Below are 17,195 nucleotides of genomic sequence, written 5' to 3' on the forward strand. Positions count from 1 at the left end.
GCTTACACCGCGATCAAAGCCGCGCCCGAGGCCGCTGTTGAGCCCGATGCGTTTGACAAGCACGAGGCCTTTGCCAAGCCCGACACCATGGCCATGGCGACCCACGAAACCGTGCTGAGCCCGCGTTTCTATACCACTGATTTCAAGGCGCTGGACTCGGTCGATGTGTCCTCGGTGCGGACCGAGTGGGACGCCTTGATGGCGGAGATGATCAGCGACCCAAACAAGCGCCATTTCAAGAAAGACGAGAGTTTTGATGGCGTTATTGAAGGTCTTGAACCTGCGCTCCGGGCTGAATTCACCGATTTCCTCGTCAGTTCACTGACATCGGAATTCTCTGGTTGCGTGCTCTATGCAGAAATCGCGCGGCGCAGCAACAACCCGGATATCAAACAGCTTTTCAAGCTATTGGCGCGCGATGAAAGCCGCCATGCCGGCTTTATCAATGAAACGCTCAAAGATTCCGGAATCGGGATTGATCTCGGCTTTCTTACCAAGGCCAAGAAGTATCATTACTTCAAGCCCAAGTTCATTTTTTATGCGGTCTATCTTTCTGAAAAGATTGGCTATGCACGCTATATCGCGATCTATCGCCAGCTCGCAGCCAAGCCGGAATTGCAGTTCCACCCGATTTTCCAGTGGTTCGAGCTTTGGTGCAACGATGAGTTCCGCCATGGTGAGGCCTTCGCCTTGCTGCTGCGCGCCGATCCCAAGCTGCTGAAGGGCATGAACAAGCTGTGGGTGCGGTTCTTCCTGCTCTCGGTCTATGCCACGATGTATGTGCGCGATCATGCCCGTCCGGTGTTCCATGAAGCACTCGGACTTGATCCGACCGCCTATGATTACCGTGTGTTCACAATCTGCACGCAGATCAGCCGTCAGGTCTTCCCGGTCGAGCTTGATACGGACTCGCCCGTTTTCCGCCGTAACATGGACAACCTGCTGGCAGCCAGCCGCCGTATCGAAGCGGGCAAGGCGCGCGGTGGCATTGCCGGATTGGCCATGCGCGCTTCGGGTATGGCAGGTGCTGGCTTGAGCTTTGCCAAAATGTATCTCCATCGCACGCGCACCAATGCCCTGCCCGCCACAATCCGGTTGCAGCCCGCATGGTAAGTTTCAGTGGCCATGTTCTGCCGATAGCAGCGACCATCGCGATCTGGTTTTTCGCAACGGGTCTTGTTGCATGGATCGATAACCGCGAACGCGGCACCTTTGCGCGCAGCATTGCGCTGGCGGGGGTTGCCGCGGTGGGCGGACTGGCCTTGATAGTTTTTTCAATGCATCTTGAAACTTTGGCGGCAATTTACGCTGCTTTTACTGGCGCCATCCTGATCTGGTCGTGGCATGAAATCAGCTTTTTGACTGGCGCTATAACAGGCCCACGCCGCACCCCCTGCCCGCCACAATCGCGCGGCTGGACCCGGTTTTTCCACGCGACCTCTGCACTGATCTGGCACGAGATCGCGCTGGTCAGTACGGCGTTGACCCTGATCTTGCTGACATGGTCGGCGAACAATCAGGTGGGTGCCATGGTGTTCGGCCTGATGCTGATCATGCGGCTTAGCACCAAGATCAATATCTTCTTTGGCGTACCCAACATGAGCACTGAAATCCTGCCGCCGCATCTGGATTATCTGCAAAGCTATTTCGGCCCGCGCCGTTATACTTGGATGTTGGCAGGTTCAATTGCCGCCGTGGTTGCCATGGCGGCCTGGATTGGGACCATCGCGCTCAACGCACCCTCCGGGAGCGCCGAAGCGGCTGGTGCCAGCCTGTTGTTCACACTGGCCGCGCTGGGCGCGCTAGAACATCTTTTTCTCGCATTGCCGTTTCGGGATGGAGCGCTTTGGGGCTGGGCCCTGCCAACGCGCCGGACGGCGAAATGAACCCTATAAGGACAAGCAAGAGGACGGACGGCTATGGATTTTGAAGCCTATTTCAAGGGTGAACTGGATGCGGTCCGCGATGAGGGGCGTTACCGGGTTTTTACCGAGATCGAACGTCATTGCGGCTCGTTTCCGCATGCCACCCGCTATGTGGGCGACAAGACGCAGGACGTAACCGTCTGGTGCTCGAACGATTACCTTGGCATGGGTCAGCATCCCAAAGTGCTTGATGCCATGCACAAGGTGCTGGACGAATGCGGCGCTGGTGCCGGCGGCACGCGCAATATCTCGGGCAACAATCACCACCATGTTCTGCTGGAACGCGAACTGGCTGATCTGCACGACAAGGAATCGGCGCTGATATTCACCAGCGGCTATGTTTCGAACTGGGCAGGCCTTGGCACATTGGCCGCACAGATTCCAGGCTGTGTGGTGTTTTCCGATGCGCTGAACCATGCATCGATGATCGAGGGCATCCGCCATTCACGCGCCACCTGCAAAGTCTGGCGTCATAACGATCCGGCTCATCTTGACGAACTGCTTTCGCAATACGGCCCCGAGGTACCCAAGCTGGTCGCGTTCGAAAGCGTCTATTCGATGGATGGCGATATCGCGCCAATCAAGGAAATCCTTGATGTGTGCGAAGCCCACGGCGCGATGAGCTATATCGACGAAGTACACGGCGTCGGCCTTTATGGCCCGCGTGGCGGCGGAGTGGCCGAACGCGAAGGCCTGATGGACCGGATCACCGTAATTGAAGGCACGCTGGGCAAGGCGTTTGGTGTGATGGGCGGCTATATCGCGGCCTCTGAAGCTCTGTGCGATTTCATCCGTACATTTGCGAGCGGGTTCATCTTCACCACAGCAATTCCACCTGCTTTGGCCGCAGGCGCTGCCGCAAGCATCAGGCATTTGAAGGAAAGCGAACTGGAACGCGCGCGCCAGCGCGACCGTGTAGCAGTCGTGCGCCGCCGTCTCGATACGATGGGCATTCCGCACATGCCAAACCCCAGCCACATCATACCGGTGATGGTTGGCGACCCCCACAAGGCCAAGCGCATCAGCGATTGGTTGATGGACAATCACGGTATCTATGTGCAGCCGATCAATTATCCCACCGTACCGCGCGGAACCGAGCGGTTACGGATTACCCCCTCGCCCGTTCACAGCGATGGCGACATTGATCGCCTGATCGAAGCGCTAAGCGACATCTGGTCGCAATGTGAACTGGCCCGGCGGGCAATTGCCGCCTGATCCGACCATTTGTTTGATGCAAAACGGAAAGGGCGCGGACCTTGCGGTTCGCGCCCTTTGCTATGGGGTTGAAAGCTGCGCAAAGCAGCTCTCATCCTTATCAGTTGGGTGCCTTGAGATAGGCAATCACGTCCGCACGGTCTTGTGCCTTGGGCAGACCTGCAAACGCCATCTTGGTGCCGGGGACAACACGCATCGGCTTTTCCAGATACTGGAACAGCTTGTCTTCGCTCCACGTAATGCCACTGTTCTTGTTGGCGGCGGAATAGGTGTAGCCCGCAACGGTTCCTGCTGCGCGGCCGATAACGCCAGCCAACGATGGGCCGATCATGTTCTTGCCAGCTTCAACAGCATGGCATGTTTTGCACTGCATGAACACTTGCTTGCCATGCGTTGCGTCACCCGTGACCGAAGCCAGCTTGGTGCCATCAACGGTATCGGTTGAATCCGGGGTCGGTGCAGCGGGGCTTGCTGCATCCGCGGCAGCTGGTGCCGCAGCTACTGCTGCTTCGGCTGGCTTTGCTGCCGAATCCGCAGCCGTTTTTTCTTCGCTGCCGCCACCACCGCATGAAGCAAGCAACATTGTCGCCGCAGTCAGCGCAAGATATTGAAATTTCAGTGTCATTTTCATCCCCTCTAATTTAGAAACAGCGCATTTGCAGAGCCGCACACGTCAGTAAAACACAAGGCGCTCATTGGCGCAACACGGTATTAAGTGCCAAATGCACCGCCGCATTTTGCATCTATTATCAAAATTTTGCTGCAAACTCTAGCCACCACCGAGCGCCATCCCATAAACGATGGCACCAAATTGGAGGCCTAGTAATGCTCGCTCGATCCGACTTGCGCGCCATGCTTGGCCAAAGCCTGAGCGCGATTGGCGGCGCGCGATTTATTGCACAAAAGTCCGCCTCATCAATGGGTGTCTGAAAGGATTTCGAGCGCCAGATTGGCTCTACCGTGTTTTGGCGAGTTCACCAGGCGCAAGTGTTTTGACAAGATTGCAGAAAGACAGCACGGCAAGGTGCTCAAGCTCGGGCATACGTTTTTCGAACGGTTTTTCGTAGCCTGCAAAAATCGTCATGCCTTCCATCGAGGCCGAGATAAACAGCGCGACGATCTCGCATTCGGCATCAGATAGATCGGGACGCATTTCCTTTACGATCTCCAGTATCGGGGCGCGGGCACGAACATAAAGATCCTGCACACGCTCAAGCACAAACTGGTCATGGTTTGACAGCGCCCACAACTCCGGAAAGAAGCGCGTCGTTTTCTTGGACCGGATGTCATCAAGCAAAAGCATGCATAAACGGCGCAGGCGTTCTTCGGCTGGGACGCCGGGCATGATCATGATGGTTTCGAATTCCCGCTCGTAACTGCTGATGACAGCTTCCATCAACTCTCGCACCAGATCTTCACGGCTGCGGTAATGGTAAGTGAGGTTGCCAAACTTCATACCGCAAGCCGCTGCGACTCCGCGCATCGACATCGCCTTGTAGCCACGCTCGATAACGATCGACAAAGCCGTACGCAGTATCAGTTCACGGGTTTCATGACCTTTGAGGTAGCCACCCTCACGATCCGGAAAAATCATGTCGGTGACATACTTTGGAGATCCATCATCCTGATTCATATGTGTATTTCCTGAAATTTTAGTGCAGCATGCCACAGGCTTAAAAACTTGTCACTCGACAAATTTAGGTCACTTGACAGATTTGTGTCCAGTTTGACATTATCCGGATGCAACCCAGCACAAGTCTGCTGCGTGCAAGGGGAGGTTTCGGATGAAGTTGTTTGCGCTGGCTTTGGCACTGTCTGCATCAGGCACGGCGCTTGCTGCTACCCCCGCGGCAGAGACACGGTTTCCAAAACCTCTGGCCGAAGAGCCTATACCGATCATCGAAACGCTGCCTGCACAATGGCCTGCTTCGTGGGTTATGGTGCATGATCTGCACTTCGCGTCCATCCTTGACGGGCGGGTGATGATCATTGATACGGCATCGCCCGAACGGCCAGTGCGCGGCATGGTACGTGCGGCACAGTTTGCGAACATGCTGGTGTCGTCCAGCCGCAAGGAAATCCTGACGTCCGAGACGTTTTATTCCCGCCTGACACGGGGCGAGCGCACCGATGCGGTGACGATCTGGGACATGACGACGCTGGAGCCCAAAGCCGAGATCCTGTTGCCCGGCGGCAAACGCCAGCAATCGGTCACTTATCCGCAATTGTTCCAGTTCACCAATGGCGGCAAGTGGGCACTTGTGGCGAATTTCACGCCTGCACAATCGGTTAGCGTGCTCGATCTGGATGCACGCAAGATCATTGCCGAAATTGATTTGCCCGGTTGTGCGCAGCTCTATCCCACGGGCCTGCGTGGCTTTACCAGCCTGTGCGCCGATGGTGCGATGCTTTCGGTAAAGCTTGGTGCGGACGGTCAGGCCACGTCATCGAAAACAATCGAGGGCGTGCAGGACATCGACAAGCAACCATTGTTCAGCACGCCTGCATGGATCGGCCAAAAGGCCTGGTTCGTCAGCTATTACGGCCAAATTCAAGGCTTCGATTTTTCCGGCGACGTCGCCAAGATAATCCCCGGGCCGTTCAATGTCGGCACGGCAGATGCCGCTGCTCCAGAATGGAGGCCGGGTGGTTGGCAAGTCATCGCAGCCGATGCTGCCGGCAAACTCTATGTATTGATGAGCCCTAACGGTCGCGAGGGTAGCCACAAAGATGGCGGTACTGAAGTCTGGGTGGTCGATCCGTCAACCAAGGCACGGGTGGCGCGTATTGCCTTGCGCGCCACTGCAACCGCCATTGGCGTGACAAAGGAGGCCACACCGCGATTGATTGCAGCGCGAACCGATGGGGTAATTGACGTACATGATGCGGCAAGCGGAGCCTACCTGCGCACGCTCGGCACCGCTGGCGGCGAAAGCCCCATCCTGATTACGGTGCCGTGAAATGATGGAAATTTCCACTTTTCTGGCGCTTTTGCTTGCAGGTTCTGCCCTGCACAAAGGTATCGCGCATGATCGTTTGGCGCCAGTTGCGGCCAAACTCACAGGCGCGCATGGCCAAGGCCTGCTGCTTCTGATCGTTACAGGTACGATCGAGCTTGTCGCCGCGATATGCCTGATGATCGCGCCCCTGCACCAGACCGGAGCCTTGTTGGCTTCCATAGTATGGCTGGCATACGCTGGCGCATTGCTGCGGCGGCGCGGTGAAACGCTTGATTGCGGATGCGATCTGGTTGCGCGGGAAAAGCCTGTTGACTGGCCACTGATTGCCCGCCCCGCTGTGCTCGCCATGCTGGCCCTTATCGTTTCCACCCTGCCTGTGGCGGCGTTCGGCATTGATACGCCTTTTGCCGCCGCCGCGCTTTTGGCCCTTTATCTGGCCGGGTCGGAACTCCTTGCCATTCCTCACCCTCGCTGGAGGAAATCATGATGCTGACATCCCAGATCCTGTTGTGGACTGCCGTGATCGTGCAAGCGCTGCTGATCGCCGCCCTTGCCCGCCAGGTTGGCATTCTGCACGAACGCATAGCCCCCGCTGGCGCTCTGACGCTGCACCAGAACGTCAACGTGGGCGAAGTCGCTTCCCCCATGACCGTGACGACAATAGATGGCGCGCCGATTGAAATTGGCGGCACGCGAGACGGGCGTAGCCAGTTGCTGTTTTTCGCATCGCCCGATTGCCCGGTTTGCAAATCACTGCTGCCGGTTGTGCGATCAGCCGCAACGGCAGAGGCCGATTGGCTTGATATCGTGATCGCCGGAGACGGATCGAAAGCGGATTACCAGCGCCTGATTGGCCAGCACGGCCTGAGTGACGTGCCAACTGTTCTGTCAGAGGCGCTCGGCCGGGCGTTCGGCGTGTCAAAGCTACCCTATGCGGTGCTGCTGGACGAGGCTGGCCGCGTGGCATCGCTTGGTTTGGTCAATAGCCGCGAACATCTCGAAAGCTTGTTCGAAGCCAAGGAACGCGGCGTTGCCTCGATTCAGGATTTCCTCTCGCGCCGCAACAAGGAGGCCTGAGCCATGGCCGGTTTTGATAAATGGACCGAGCGCCTTTCGCGCGGGGTTGCCCGCCGTACATCGCGCCGCAGCACACTGGCATGGCTGGGCGCTGCCATTACCGGCGCTGCCACCATTCCCGTTCTACCGGTCGCGCGCGCGGCAAGCGGTTCACCGCACGGTGTTGGCGGCGCGGCCCATGCGCCGCTGGTTTCCGCCAATCCGCAAGATCCGGGCGATCAGACTTCGTGCGATTACTGGCGCTATTGCGCTATCGACGGCTTCTTGTGTTCATGCTGTGGCGGATCGGCCAGCACATGCCCGCCGGGCACAGAAATGTCGCCGATCACCTGGATTGGAACATGCACCAATCCTGCTGACAACCGTGCCTATGTGATCAGCTATAACGACTGCTGCGGCACGTCTTCATGCGGGCAATGCCTATGCAACCGCAATGAGGGTGATCGCCCGCAAGTGCGTCCGCAGTCGAACAACGATTACAATTGGTGTCTGGGCACGCAAAGCAGCGTCTATAACTGCTCGACCGCCATCATCGTGGGCGTTGCGCTGGACCAGCCGAAATGAAGTCGCTGCTTGGCGTCATCCCGGCGATGGCGGTTTTGGCGTGGGCGTTGCCCTCGTCCGCCGCGCCGGACGGGGCAACCCTCTATTCGCGTTGTGCCGCGTGCCACACCAAAACGGGGGCTGGCGTTCCCGGCGCATTTCCGCCGCTTGGCGCTGATTTCCGTAACCTTGCAACGAAGCCTGACGGGCGGCGTTACTTATCCCTTGCGATCGTGCGCGGACTTTCCGGGCCGATGACGGTTGAGGGGAAAGCTTACCGGGGCGTGATGCCCGCGCAGATGCTGGACGATGCAGCAACAGCGGCGGTGCTGAACCATGTTGGCACGCAGATTGCCAAAACAGGCCCCGGATTCAAGCTTTTCAGCGCCAAAGAAGTGGAGGGTCACCGGTCATCCGGCACCAGCCTTTCCGCCGGTGATGTGGCCAAGCTTCATGCACAAGTTGGTGGCAAATGAAGCTATCCACGTCCGGATTGGTGGCGTTTTGTGCCCTTTTGGTGGCAGGAGCGGGCGTCCGGGCGGGTGAGATGCAGATGCGCGGGGTCAGCAACCCGCAACAAGCGCGGATCGACTACATCCTGAAATGCCAGGGATGCCATCGCCCCGACGGAGCGGGAGACGACCGCTCGAACCCTCCGATCAAAAACGAAGTGGCGCGCTTTCTGGGCGTACCGGGCGGACGCGAATTCCTTGCCCGGGTGCCCGGCGTTTCCACAGTCGATCTTGATGACACGCGGTTGGCGAACCTCGTCAACTGGACGCTTTACACATTTGATCCGGCCCACATGCCCGCAGACTTCCGGCCTTATAGCCCTGAAGAAATAGGACAGTTGCGCCGCCATCCCCTTCGCCTCGAACGCGCCGGAACAAGAGCGCGGCTGGTGAAAGGTTTTTCGCAGGACCGAGCAAAAACACACTCACCCTAAAAATTGGGAGATATATGATGAGGGAACGTCTTTTTCGCGGAACCGCGCTGGCTGGGGTAGCCATCGCTTCTGCACTTCACATGACACCGGCCATGGCGCAAACCGCGCCGGCGGATAATGTCATACCCGACGGCGAAATTGTCGTGACGGCGGCCAAGCGGTCGGAAAGCTTGCAAGCGGTGCCGATCTCGGTTTCGGCGATCAGCGGCGATACATTGGCCAAATCACGGGTCAACAGCGTCGATAGCCTGGTGACAAAGGTTGCGAACCTGCAACTGACATCGATCGTGGGCGACAACACGCCGATCTTCGCTTTGCGCGGCGTTTCGATGTCGGACTACAGCCTGAACCAATCAAGCCCTGTCGCGACGTATTATGATGAAGTCTACAAGGGCAACTTCGCGTTCCTTGGCGTGACGATGTATGATCTTGAGCGCGTAGAAGTGCTGCGCGGGCCGCAGGGCACGCTTTACGGCAAGAACACCACTGGCGGCGCGGTGAATATCATCGCCAGCAGCGCCAAGCTTGGCGAAACCAGCGGTTATGTCAACGCAGGCTATGGCAATTACAACCGCGTAGACCTGAATGCTGCGTTCAACGTGCCTTTGGGCGAGAAGGCCGCGCTACGCATTGCCGGCACTTATGCCCGCGCCGATGGCTGGTTCAAGAATGTCGTCCCCGGAAAACCCGATCTTGCTTCAACCGATGAATACGCCATCCGTGGCACGCTGAATTTTGAAGCCAGCGATAGCGTGCGCTTTGTGCTGCGCGCATCGACCAGCTATCAGAACCCGCAGAATTACGGCATTTATGCCCAGCCTGAAGCGGTCAACCGCCCCGGACTTGGCCGCCGTGAGATTGCTTCAAACCTTGATGCCAAGCGTCAGGCGCGGACCTATTCCGTGGCTTTGACCAGCACGTTCGATATCTCTGATACGCTGGCCATCACCAGCATCACCGCGTGGGACAAGGGCAACCTGTTTTTCTATGAGGACACCGACGGCACAGCCTCGGAACTGCTCGAAATACCCTATACCGACCGTGCCAGCCAGTTCGCGCAGGACTTGCGTTTGACGAGCGACACCGGCGGCCCGTTTGACTTCATCCTTGGCGCTTATTTTCACCGCGAAAAGGTGTTCAACGAAACCACATTCGAGATCGGAAAAGACATTGATTCCGATGGCTTGGCGGGCATAACCGCCAACGATTGTGCGGTTGGTCTGCCGCTGGCCTGCCTGTTTCGCAACAACTTCACGCAAGTGAAGAAAAGCTATGCGATCTATTCCGACGTAAAGTACGCCTTGTCGGATGCGGTCACCTTGCGCGGCGGCTTGCGCTATACGCACGATACCGGCCAGCAGACCGACTTCAAATCAGACGCTTTGGGCGTGGACGGTTCGCTGATTGCCAACCTGATCCCGCTTTCGGCGCTCCAGTATTCGCAAGACAACCTGTCGGGCAAAATCGGCGTCGATTTCAAGATGGCTGATGGCAATCTGCTTTATGCCAATGTCAGCCGTGGCTATCGTGCGCCAAGCTTTAACGCGCAGGCATTTTTCGATCCGTCAGAGCTTTCGGTCGCCAAGGCCGAAGAAGTTACCGCTTATGAACTGGGTGTCAAAACGCAGTTTCTGGATCGCCGGATCACGTTGAACCTTGCCGGTTTCTATTACGATTACCGCAACCAGCAATTCATCAACATTGATCCGGGCACGGCGGCGCAAACGCTGCTGAACATCCCCAAATCGCGGATTTATGGCGGTGAAGCGGAACTGACGATCCGGGCGAGCGACAAGCTGACCATCCACAGCGGCATGGGGCTGCTGGCTACCAAGATCCAGCAAGGCATTGTCAGCGGCAACAACGTAGCGGGCAATCGCTTGTCGAACGCGCCGAGCCTGACGTTCAACACGACAGTGGACCTGACGCTGCTTGACGGAGACATGGGCAAGCTATCGATCCACCCGGATATCGCTTATCAGACCAGCCAGTTCTTCGAAGTGCTGAACATCCCCCGGTTGCGGCAAACATCCTATGCGATTGTGGGCGGGCATATCGATTGGGAAAGCGCGAACGGGCGCTTTAACGCATCGATCTGGGGCAAGAACTTGTCCGACAAGTTCTACTTCACCTCGCGCGTTGATCTGCTGGCCGGATTTGGATTTGATTACAACCACATCGGCAACCCGCGCACCTATGGCATCACGGTTGGCGCAAAGTTCTGACGCGTTCCCATAAAGGCCGACCACAGAGCGGTCAGGAGAGGATTATGACGGATTACAAGCTGCTCATTGGCGGGGCGCTCGTTGCGGGCGACATGACAATGGACGTAATCAATCCCGCCACGGGGGAGCCGTTCGCAACGGCTCCCCGCGCATCGGTGGCACAGGCCGATGCCGCGATTGCTGCGGCAAAGGCGGCAGTGCCGGGTTGGGCTGCGGTGCCTTGGGCCGAGCGGCAGGCAAAGCTGATCGAGCTGGCTGATGCGATTGCGGCACGCAAAGATGAGATCGCGCGCGTGCTGACGATGGAACAGGGCAAACCCTTGGCCGAAGCCCAAGGCGAACTGGCGTGGACCGACGGCTATTTGCGCCATTATGCCACGCTGGAATTGCCGGATCGCATCATCCAGGACGACGAGACTGGCTATATCGCCGTCAAGCATAGGCCCTTGGGCGTTGTGGTGGGCATCATCGCCTGGAATTTCCCGCTGCTGGTCGCGTGCTGGAAGATTGGCCCTGCTGTTCTGGCAGGCAATGCCATCGTGCTGAAACCTGCGCCGACAACGCCGCTCTGCGCACTGATCCTTGGCGAGATTTGCCGCGATGTGTTCCCGGCAGGCGTCGTCAACGTGATTGCCGACGCCAACGATCTTGGGCCCCATCTGACCGCGCATCCCGATGTAGCCAAAGTGGGCTTCACCGGATCGACCGCCACCGGCAAACGCATTGCCGCCAGCGGCGCAGACACGCTGAAGCGCGTGACGCTGGAACTGGGCGGGAATGATCCGGCGATTGTGTTGGAGGACGTGGATGTGCGCGAAACGGCGCAAGCCATTTTCGGCAATGCCTTCCTGAACAACGGGCAAGTCTGCCTTGCGATCAAGCGCGCTTATATTCACACAGACATCTACGATGCGATGTGCGGGGAACTGGCACGATTGGCGCAAGCTGCCGTGGTTGATGACGGATTGCAGCAGGGCACGCAGATCGGCCCCATCCAGAACAAGATGCAGTTCGAAAAGGTCAAAGGCTTTCTTGAATCCGCGCGCGCCGAGGGCACGATTGTGGCAGGCGGACAGGCAATGGAGCGGGCAGGCTATTTCATCAGCCCCACCATCGTGCGCGATGTGACCGATGGCGACCGGATCGTTGATGAAGAACAGTTCGGGCCGATCCTGCCGCTGGTGAAGTTTGACGATATCGAGGACGTTATCGCCCGGGCCAACGCATCGGAATATGGCCTTGGCGGTTCGGTCTGGTCAAAAGACATCGGCCGTGCCGCAGATATTGCAGCGCGGATTGAAAGCGGGCAGGTTTGGGTGAACCAGCATATCGCGATTGGCCCGCACATTCCCATGGCAGGGTTCAAGAATAGCGGTCTGGGCGTTGAACAATCGGTCGAGGGACTTTCCGAATATACCCAGACCCAGGTGGTGAATATCAAACGATGACGCAGCTTTCTTATGCCAAAGGCCCCGTGGACGAGCCGCTTCTGGAAAAGACAATCGGGCAGGCTTTGCGTGATGCCGGCGCCCTGTGGGGGGCGGAACTTGCCCTTTCAGCGCGCCATCAGGGCATCCGCTGGACCTGGGCCGAGCTTGATGCCGAAGTCGACCGTATTGCAACGGGCCTGCTCGATATCGGGGTGGCCAAAGGCGACCGGGTGGGCATCTGGGCGCCCAATTGCGCCGAATGGACGGTGCTGCAATTCGCCACGGCGCGCATCGGAGCGATCCTTGTCACGATCAATCCGGCCTATCGCACCAGCGAGGTCGAATATGCGCTCAACAAAGTGGGCTGCACGGTTCTGGTGACCGCCGCAAAGTTCAAGACCAGCGATTACATTGCGATGTTGCGCGAACTGGGTGCTGAAAAGCTGCCCATGCTGCGCAGCATAATCGTGATCGGCGATGACCGGTTTGACGGTTTTGAGCCTTGGCAAAGCTTGCGCGGCGAGGCTGACCATGCGCGTCTTGCAGCCGCCGGGGCGGCGCTCCACCCCACTGACAAGATCAACATCCAGTTTACCAGCGGCACGACCGGTTTTCCCAAAGGCGCAACGCTGACCCACCGCAATATCCTGAACAACGGCCACTTCACCGCGCGCACCATAAAGCTGGGTGTGAAGGACCGCATCTGCATTCCGGTGCCGCTATACCACTGCTTCGGCATGGTTCTGGGCAACCTTGCCGCGCTGAGCAGCGGTGCGGCGATGGTTTATCCCGGCGAATCCTTTGACGCAAAAGCCGCGCTGGAAGCGGTCGCCGCCGAGGGCTGCACCGCGCTATATGGCGTGCCAACGATGTTCATCACCGTGCTGAACCAGCCCGATCTTGCCAATTACGATGTTTCTACTTTGCGCACAGGGATCATGGCAGGATCACCCTGCCCTGTATCGACGATGCGCCAGGTTATGGATCATCTGAACATGACGGAAGTGACCATCGGTTATGGCATGACCGAGACCAGCCCGCTGACTACGCAGACCGCAACGGACGATCCGCTGGAAGAGCGGGTTGGCACAGTGGGCCGCATTCACCCCCATGCCGAGGCCAAGATTGTCGGCTTTGACGGCGAGACGCTGCCGATTGGCCAGCAGGGCGAATATTGCTCACGCGGCTATGCGGTGATGCCCGGTTATTGGGGTGACCCGGAAAAGACCGCCGAGGCCATTGATGCCGATGGCTGGATGCATTCCGGTGATCTGGCGACCATGGACGCCAATGGCTATGTCCGGATTACCGGGCGGATCAAGGACATGATCATTCGCGGCGGCGAAAACATCTACCCGCGCGAAATCGAGGAGTTCTTGCTCACCCATCCTGCGGTACAAGACGCGCAAGTGTTTGGCGTGGCCGACGAAAAGTTTGGCGAGGAAGTGTGCGCATGGATCATTGCAAAACCCGCCAATGATCTGACGCCCGATCATGTGCTGGACCATTGCCGTGGCAGGATCGCCCACTACAAAGTGCCCCGCCATGTCCGCATCGTTGAAAGCTTCGAAATGACGGTGACGGGCAAAGCGCAAAAATTCGCGATGCGCCAGATCATGGAAGCAGAACTCGGTTCGTGACAATCCCGTCCGGTCAAATGCCGCTGGTGTGACCGCCTCACGCGGGACTTTTGGCCGGATGGCTTACGGTGGCGATCAGGCCGCGTGCGCCATTGGCCAGTGTCAGGTCTATGACCATCGACGCGCAGAGGTCTTTCGCTATAGCCAGACCAAGCCCCGAACCTGTGACCGCAGGATCGAAGCGCGTGCCCACGCCAAAGGCCTTGCCGATAAGGTGTTCGGGGATGCCGGGGCCGTCATCTTCGATCCGGGCCATGCATGATCCTGTGCCATCACAGACAAACGACAGGGTTACATCGCGGGTTGACCATTTCCCCGCATTGTCGAGCAGGATCGACAGGACCTCGGCGTAATCGACCGCATCGAGCGGCAGCACCGTGCCTGTGCATCCTTCATCATCAAGCGTGAACCGCTTGTCCGGATGGAGCCGCTGCATGGCGCGCAGGATCGGCAAGGCAACATCGGGCACCACCACGCCCCGTCCCGAAGGTTTCTGGCCTGCTGCCGAGCGTGCACGCGCAAGCTGGTATTCGATCTGCTGTTCGATCGCCGCCGCCTGATCGAGCAGCACCGCGCCGGTAGACTGGCAATCGTTACGCTCGGCAAGGCGCTCGGCCTCGTCCGTGATGATCGCCAGCGGCGTGCGGAGCGAGTGGGCAAGGCTTCCGGCCTGCACCCTTGCGCGCGAAAGCATCGCCTCGTTCTGGCGGATATAGGCATTGAGATCGGCAGCAATCGGCGCGATTTCGGCAGGGTATTGGCCATCCAGTTCCTCTGCCTCGCCGCGCCTGAGCCGGGCAAAGGCAAGCGAGAGCCGGTCAAGCGGGCGCAGGCCGAAGGAGATGATGGCAAACCCTGTCGCCAGCAGCAAAGCCGCAAGCCCCGCCAGCCACAAGCTGAGATCGCGGGTAAAGCTGCCGATCAACCGGTCCAGCTCGCTCTGGTCAGTGGCGATCACGAAATGGATGGTCTCGCCAGCCGGCCCTTTGCGGGTGAAGCCATAAGTGACCGCAGGACCGGTCGGCCCTTCATCGAACCGGTGCAGGATATTGGGCGAATGAGCGATGCTCTCTTTAAGACTGCCGCGCGTCATCGAAGCGGAACGCAGCGACTTGTGCCCGTTCATGGTGACTTGCCAATAAAACCCCGAAAGCGGCATGGCATAGCGCGGGTCTGACAGAGGGCGGGTCAGGACAATGGCACCGGACGGGGTGATTTCGGTCAGTCCTCCCAGCTCACGGACATGGACTTCAAGCTCTTCATGGTAGGATTGCTCGACATGTTTGCTGAAAATGCCGACTGCCGAAAACCAGATGGCGCCAACCCCCAGCATAACCCACAAGCTGACCGCCAAAAGGAAACGCAGCCGCAAGCTGCCGGAGACAGGGAACAACTTCATTTCTCGAACCTGTAGCCCATGCCGCGCAGCGTTGTGATACGCTCTCGCCCGATTTTGCGGCGTAATCGCCCGATCAGCACCTCGACCGTATTGCTTTCGCGCTCGTCATCCAGCGCATAGAGATCATCGATCAAGTCAGCCTGTGACAACACCTGCCCGGCACGCCGCAGGAACAAGTGCAGCAGCCGGAACTCCTGACGGCTAAGCGGCAATGCAGCCCCTGCCAACGTGACGCTGCGCGAAAGCGGATCGAGCTTCAGGTCGCCTGCTTCGATATCGGTGGCGCGGCTGCTCTGTTGCCTGCGGAACAGCGCGTTGAGGCGGGCAACCAGTTCTTCAAAACGCACCGGCTTAACCACGAAATCATCGGCCCCGGCATTCAGCCCTTCGACTTTGTCCTGCCAACTGCCGCGCGCGGTGAGGATAACGATAGGAGTCTCCACCCGCCGGTTTCTCCAGTGCCGCAGCAGATCAAGACCACTGCCATCGGGCAGGCCAAGGTCAAGGATCACCGCCGCCATACGATCAACATCGGGCCAGTCCTCGGCCTCGCTGCGGCTGGTCGCAAGCTCGACCGCGAAACCGGCGCCGCGCAGACGCTCGCTCAGCCGTCGGCCAAGTTCGGGATCGTCTTCGACCAAGAGGAGGCGCATGGCGTACCGGTTCCTTTCCGCCGCCGGTGATGGCCTGCCAAACTGACAACAAGTTGCCAAACTGGCAAGTTCTTGTCAGCTTTGTGCGGCAAAAGGTCTGGCATGACCAAATCTCTTCTTGCCCGCCTTGCCGTGCTGGCCGCACTTGCGGCCTTGCCTGCCTGCACGTCGTCTGATGAACAGAACAAGGATGCAGCAGCGCCCAAGGACCTGACAAAGGGTCTTGAGATCACATCGGCCTCGGCCAAAGAGATTTTCAGCATCCCGCTAGGCAATGTGCCCGGAACCATAACCCTTCCCCCCGAGGCGCGTGTTGCGGTGACGGCACCGTTTGCCGGCGCGGTGGTGCGGGTCTTCGTGATCGAGGGCCAGCAAGTGACGCGTAATGAGCCGCTCGGGCTGGTGCGCGCGGCAGAGCCGGTGCAGATCAGCGGCGATCTGGCCCGCGCCAGATCAGCCGCAGCGCTTGCCCAGGCGCGCACAAAGCGGCTCTCGCAACTGGCGGATGAGGGCATCATCGCCGCCGCGCGAGCCGACGAGGCCAAGGCGGAACTGGACCAGGCCCGGGCAAGCGTAGCGCAGTTTTCGCGGTTAAGCGCGCTGGGAGGGGTCGGGTCTGATGGCACGATGACGTTGCGCGCGCCGATAGCAGGTCGGGTTGCCCATGTCGGGGTAGAAACCGGCGGCGGAGTAGATGCTGTCACCGCCCCCTTTGTGATCGAGGCCGCAGGGGCGTACCAGATCGAACTGCAATTGCCCGAGCGGCTGGCGCAGCAAGTGCGCCCCGGCATGGCGGTGGAGATTGCCGGGGCAAGCGGCAGTGATATGCCTGCACCCGTCAGTGGCAGGATCATCGCGGTCGCTCCCTCGCTCGATCCGGCCACCCGCTCGATCATGGCCCGCGCCACCGTCGCTGCCGCACCGGGCGTGATGGCAGGGCGCAATGTCAGCGTCACTATTCTGAAGGAAGGGCGCGGAATTGCCGTGCCGGACCGCGCTGTCACCATGATTGGCGACAAGGATCATGTCTTTGTGCGCAAAGGTAATTCGTGGGAAAAACGGGCGGTCACGGTCGCCTCGCGCGGTAGCGGGCTGGCGGTGATTTCCGGCGGACTGGCATCGGGCGAGCAGGTTGCCACCAGCAGCGTTGCCGAACTCAAAGCCATGAACGCGGAATAGGCC

At 58.9% G+C, this 17,195-nt stretch carries 17 protein-coding genes; 13 read left to right on the forward strand and 4 right to left on the reverse strand.

Annotated elements, in window-relative coordinates; genetic code table 11:
• The first annotated feature begins 87 nt into the window (after window positions 1-87).
• Genes acsF through hemA form a run of 3 tightly spaced genes read left to right on the forward strand, consistent with a single transcriptional unit; the run spans window position 88 to window position 3,140 of the window.
• Complete coding sequence (gene acsF, locus IP81_RS02745; RefSeq protein ID WP_054106495.1) at window positions 88-1,113, forward strand: magnesium-protoporphyrin IX monomethyl ester (oxidative) cyclase; 1,026 nt, start codon at window positions 88-90, stop codon at window positions 1,111-1,113.
• Window positions 1,107-1,886, forward strand: a complete 780-nt coding sequence (gene puhE / locus IP81_RS02750; RefSeq protein ID WP_054106426.1) for a putative photosynthetic complex assembly protein PuhE — start codon at window positions 1,107-1,109, stop codon at window positions 1,884-1,886. The genes acsF and puhE overlap by 7 nt, the downstream gene beginning before the upstream one ends.
• Before the next feature lie 33 nt (window positions 1,887-1,919).
• Window positions 1,920-3,140, forward strand: coding sequence for a 5-aminolevulinate synthase (gene hemA / locus IP81_RS02755; protein WP_054106427.1), 1,221 nt, complete (start codon window positions 1,920-1,922; stop codon window positions 3,138-3,140).
• 100 nt (window positions 3,141-3,240) lie between these two features.
• On the opposite strand, the gene IP81_RS02760 is transcribed toward hemA, so the two are convergent.
• Both IP81_RS02760 and IP81_RS02765 read right to left on the reverse strand, forming a co-directional pair.
• A complete protein-coding gene (locus tag IP81_RS02760) occupies window positions 3,241-3,765 on the reverse strand; it encodes a cytochrome c family protein (protein ID WP_369800695.1) in 525 nt (174 codons plus the stop codon).
• Window positions 3,766-4,095: 330 nt separating this feature from the next.
• Window positions 4,096-4,773 carry a TetR/AcrR family transcriptional regulator gene (locus tag IP81_RS02765; protein WP_054106429.1) on the reverse strand — a complete coding sequence of 226 codons (678 nt, stop codon included), beginning with the start codon at window positions 4,771-4,773 and terminating at the stop codon, window positions 4,096-4,098.
• A 151-nt stretch (window positions 4,774-4,924) separates the two neighbouring features.
• Here IP81_RS02765 and IP81_RS02770 point away from each other — a divergent pair, with 151 nt between their 5' ends.
• From IP81_RS02770 to IP81_RS02810, 9 genes are read left to right on the forward strand one after another with little or no spacing between them, the layout of a single operon-like run.
• A complete protein-coding gene (locus IP81_RS02770) occupies window positions 4,925-6,100 on the forward strand; it encodes an amine dehydrogenase large subunit (RefSeq protein WP_054106430.1) in 1,176 nt (391 codons plus the stop codon).
• Window position 6,101: 1 nt separating this feature from the next.
• Window positions 6,102-6,587 (forward strand): MauE/DoxX family redox-associated membrane protein, encoded by a 486-nt coding sequence (locus tag IP81_RS02775; protein WP_054106431.1) that lies wholly within the window; start codon window positions 6,102-6,104, stop codon window positions 6,585-6,587.
• On the forward strand, window positions 6,584-7,177 hold the full coding sequence (locus IP81_RS02780; RefSeq protein WP_231626213.1) for a methylamine dehydrogenase: 594 nt from the start codon (window positions 6,584-6,586) through the stop codon (window positions 7,175-7,177). Before IP81_RS02775 ends, IP81_RS02780 begins: the two co-directional genes overlap by 4 nt.
• 3 nt (window positions 7,178-7,180) lie before the next feature.
• Window positions 7,181-7,741, forward strand: a complete 561-nt coding sequence (locus IP81_RS02785; RefSeq protein WP_054106433.1) for a methylamine dehydrogenase light chain — start codon at window positions 7,181-7,183, stop codon at window positions 7,739-7,741.
• Window positions 7,738-8,196 carry a cytochrome c gene (locus tag IP81_RS02790; protein WP_054106434.1) on the forward strand — a complete coding sequence of 153 codons (459 nt, stop codon included), beginning with the start codon at window positions 7,738-7,740 and terminating at the stop codon, window positions 8,194-8,196. Before IP81_RS02785 ends, IP81_RS02790 begins: the two co-directional genes overlap by 4 nt.
• A complete protein-coding gene (locus tag IP81_RS02795; RefSeq protein ID WP_197274494.1) occupies window positions 8,193-8,666 on the forward strand; it encodes a cytochrome C in 474 nt (157 codons plus the stop codon). Before IP81_RS02790 ends, IP81_RS02795 begins: the two co-directional genes overlap by 4 nt.
• A 17-nt stretch (window positions 8,667-8,683) precedes the next feature.
• Window positions 8,684-10,891: a TonB-dependent receptor gene (locus IP81_RS02800; RefSeq protein ID WP_054106435.1), complete on the forward strand. Its 2,208-nt coding sequence runs from the start codon at window positions 8,684-8,686 to the stop codon at window positions 10,889-10,891.
• 44 nt (window positions 10,892-10,935) lie between these two features.
• The gene (locus IP81_RS02805) at window positions 10,936-12,339 is read left to right on the forward strand and encodes an aldehyde dehydrogenase family protein (RefSeq protein ID WP_054106436.1); all 1,404 of its coding nucleotides are present in this window, start codon (window positions 10,936-10,938) and stop codon (window positions 12,337-12,339) included.
• Window positions 12,336-13,961, forward strand: coding sequence for an AMP-binding protein (locus tag IP81_RS02810; RefSeq protein WP_054106437.1), 1,626 nt, complete (start codon window positions 12,336-12,338; stop codon window positions 13,959-13,961). The genes IP81_RS02805 and IP81_RS02810 overlap by 4 nt, the downstream gene beginning before the upstream one ends.
• Window positions 13,962-13,998: 37 nt before the next feature.
• Here the strand turns inward: IP81_RS02810 and IP81_RS02815 are convergent, their stop codons facing one another.
• Window positions 13,999-15,360 carry a HAMP domain-containing sensor histidine kinase gene (locus IP81_RS02815; protein ID WP_054106438.1) on the reverse strand — a complete coding sequence of 454 codons (1,362 nt, stop codon included), beginning with the start codon at window positions 15,358-15,360 and terminating at the stop codon, window positions 13,999-14,001.
• On the reverse strand, window positions 15,357-16,013 hold the full coding sequence (locus IP81_RS02820; protein WP_054106439.1) for a response regulator transcription factor: 657 nt from the start codon (window positions 16,011-16,013) through the stop codon (window positions 15,357-15,359). Before IP81_RS02820 ends, IP81_RS02815 begins: the two co-directional genes overlap by 4 nt.
• A gap of 102 nt (window positions 16,014-16,115) precedes the next feature.
• Between IP81_RS02820 and IP81_RS02825 the strand changes: the two genes are divergently transcribed.
• Window positions 16,116-17,192 (forward strand): efflux RND transporter periplasmic adaptor subunit, encoded by a 1,077-nt coding sequence (locus IP81_RS02825; protein ID WP_054106440.1) that lies wholly within the window; start codon window positions 16,116-16,118, stop codon window positions 17,190-17,192.
• Window positions 17,193-17,195 lie beyond the last annotated feature (3 nt).

It is taken from the genome of Novosphingobium sp. AAP83 (assembly GCF_001295795.1).
Classification (GTDB): Bacteria; Pseudomonadota; Alphaproteobacteria; order Sphingomonadales; family Sphingomonadaceae; genus Novosphingobium.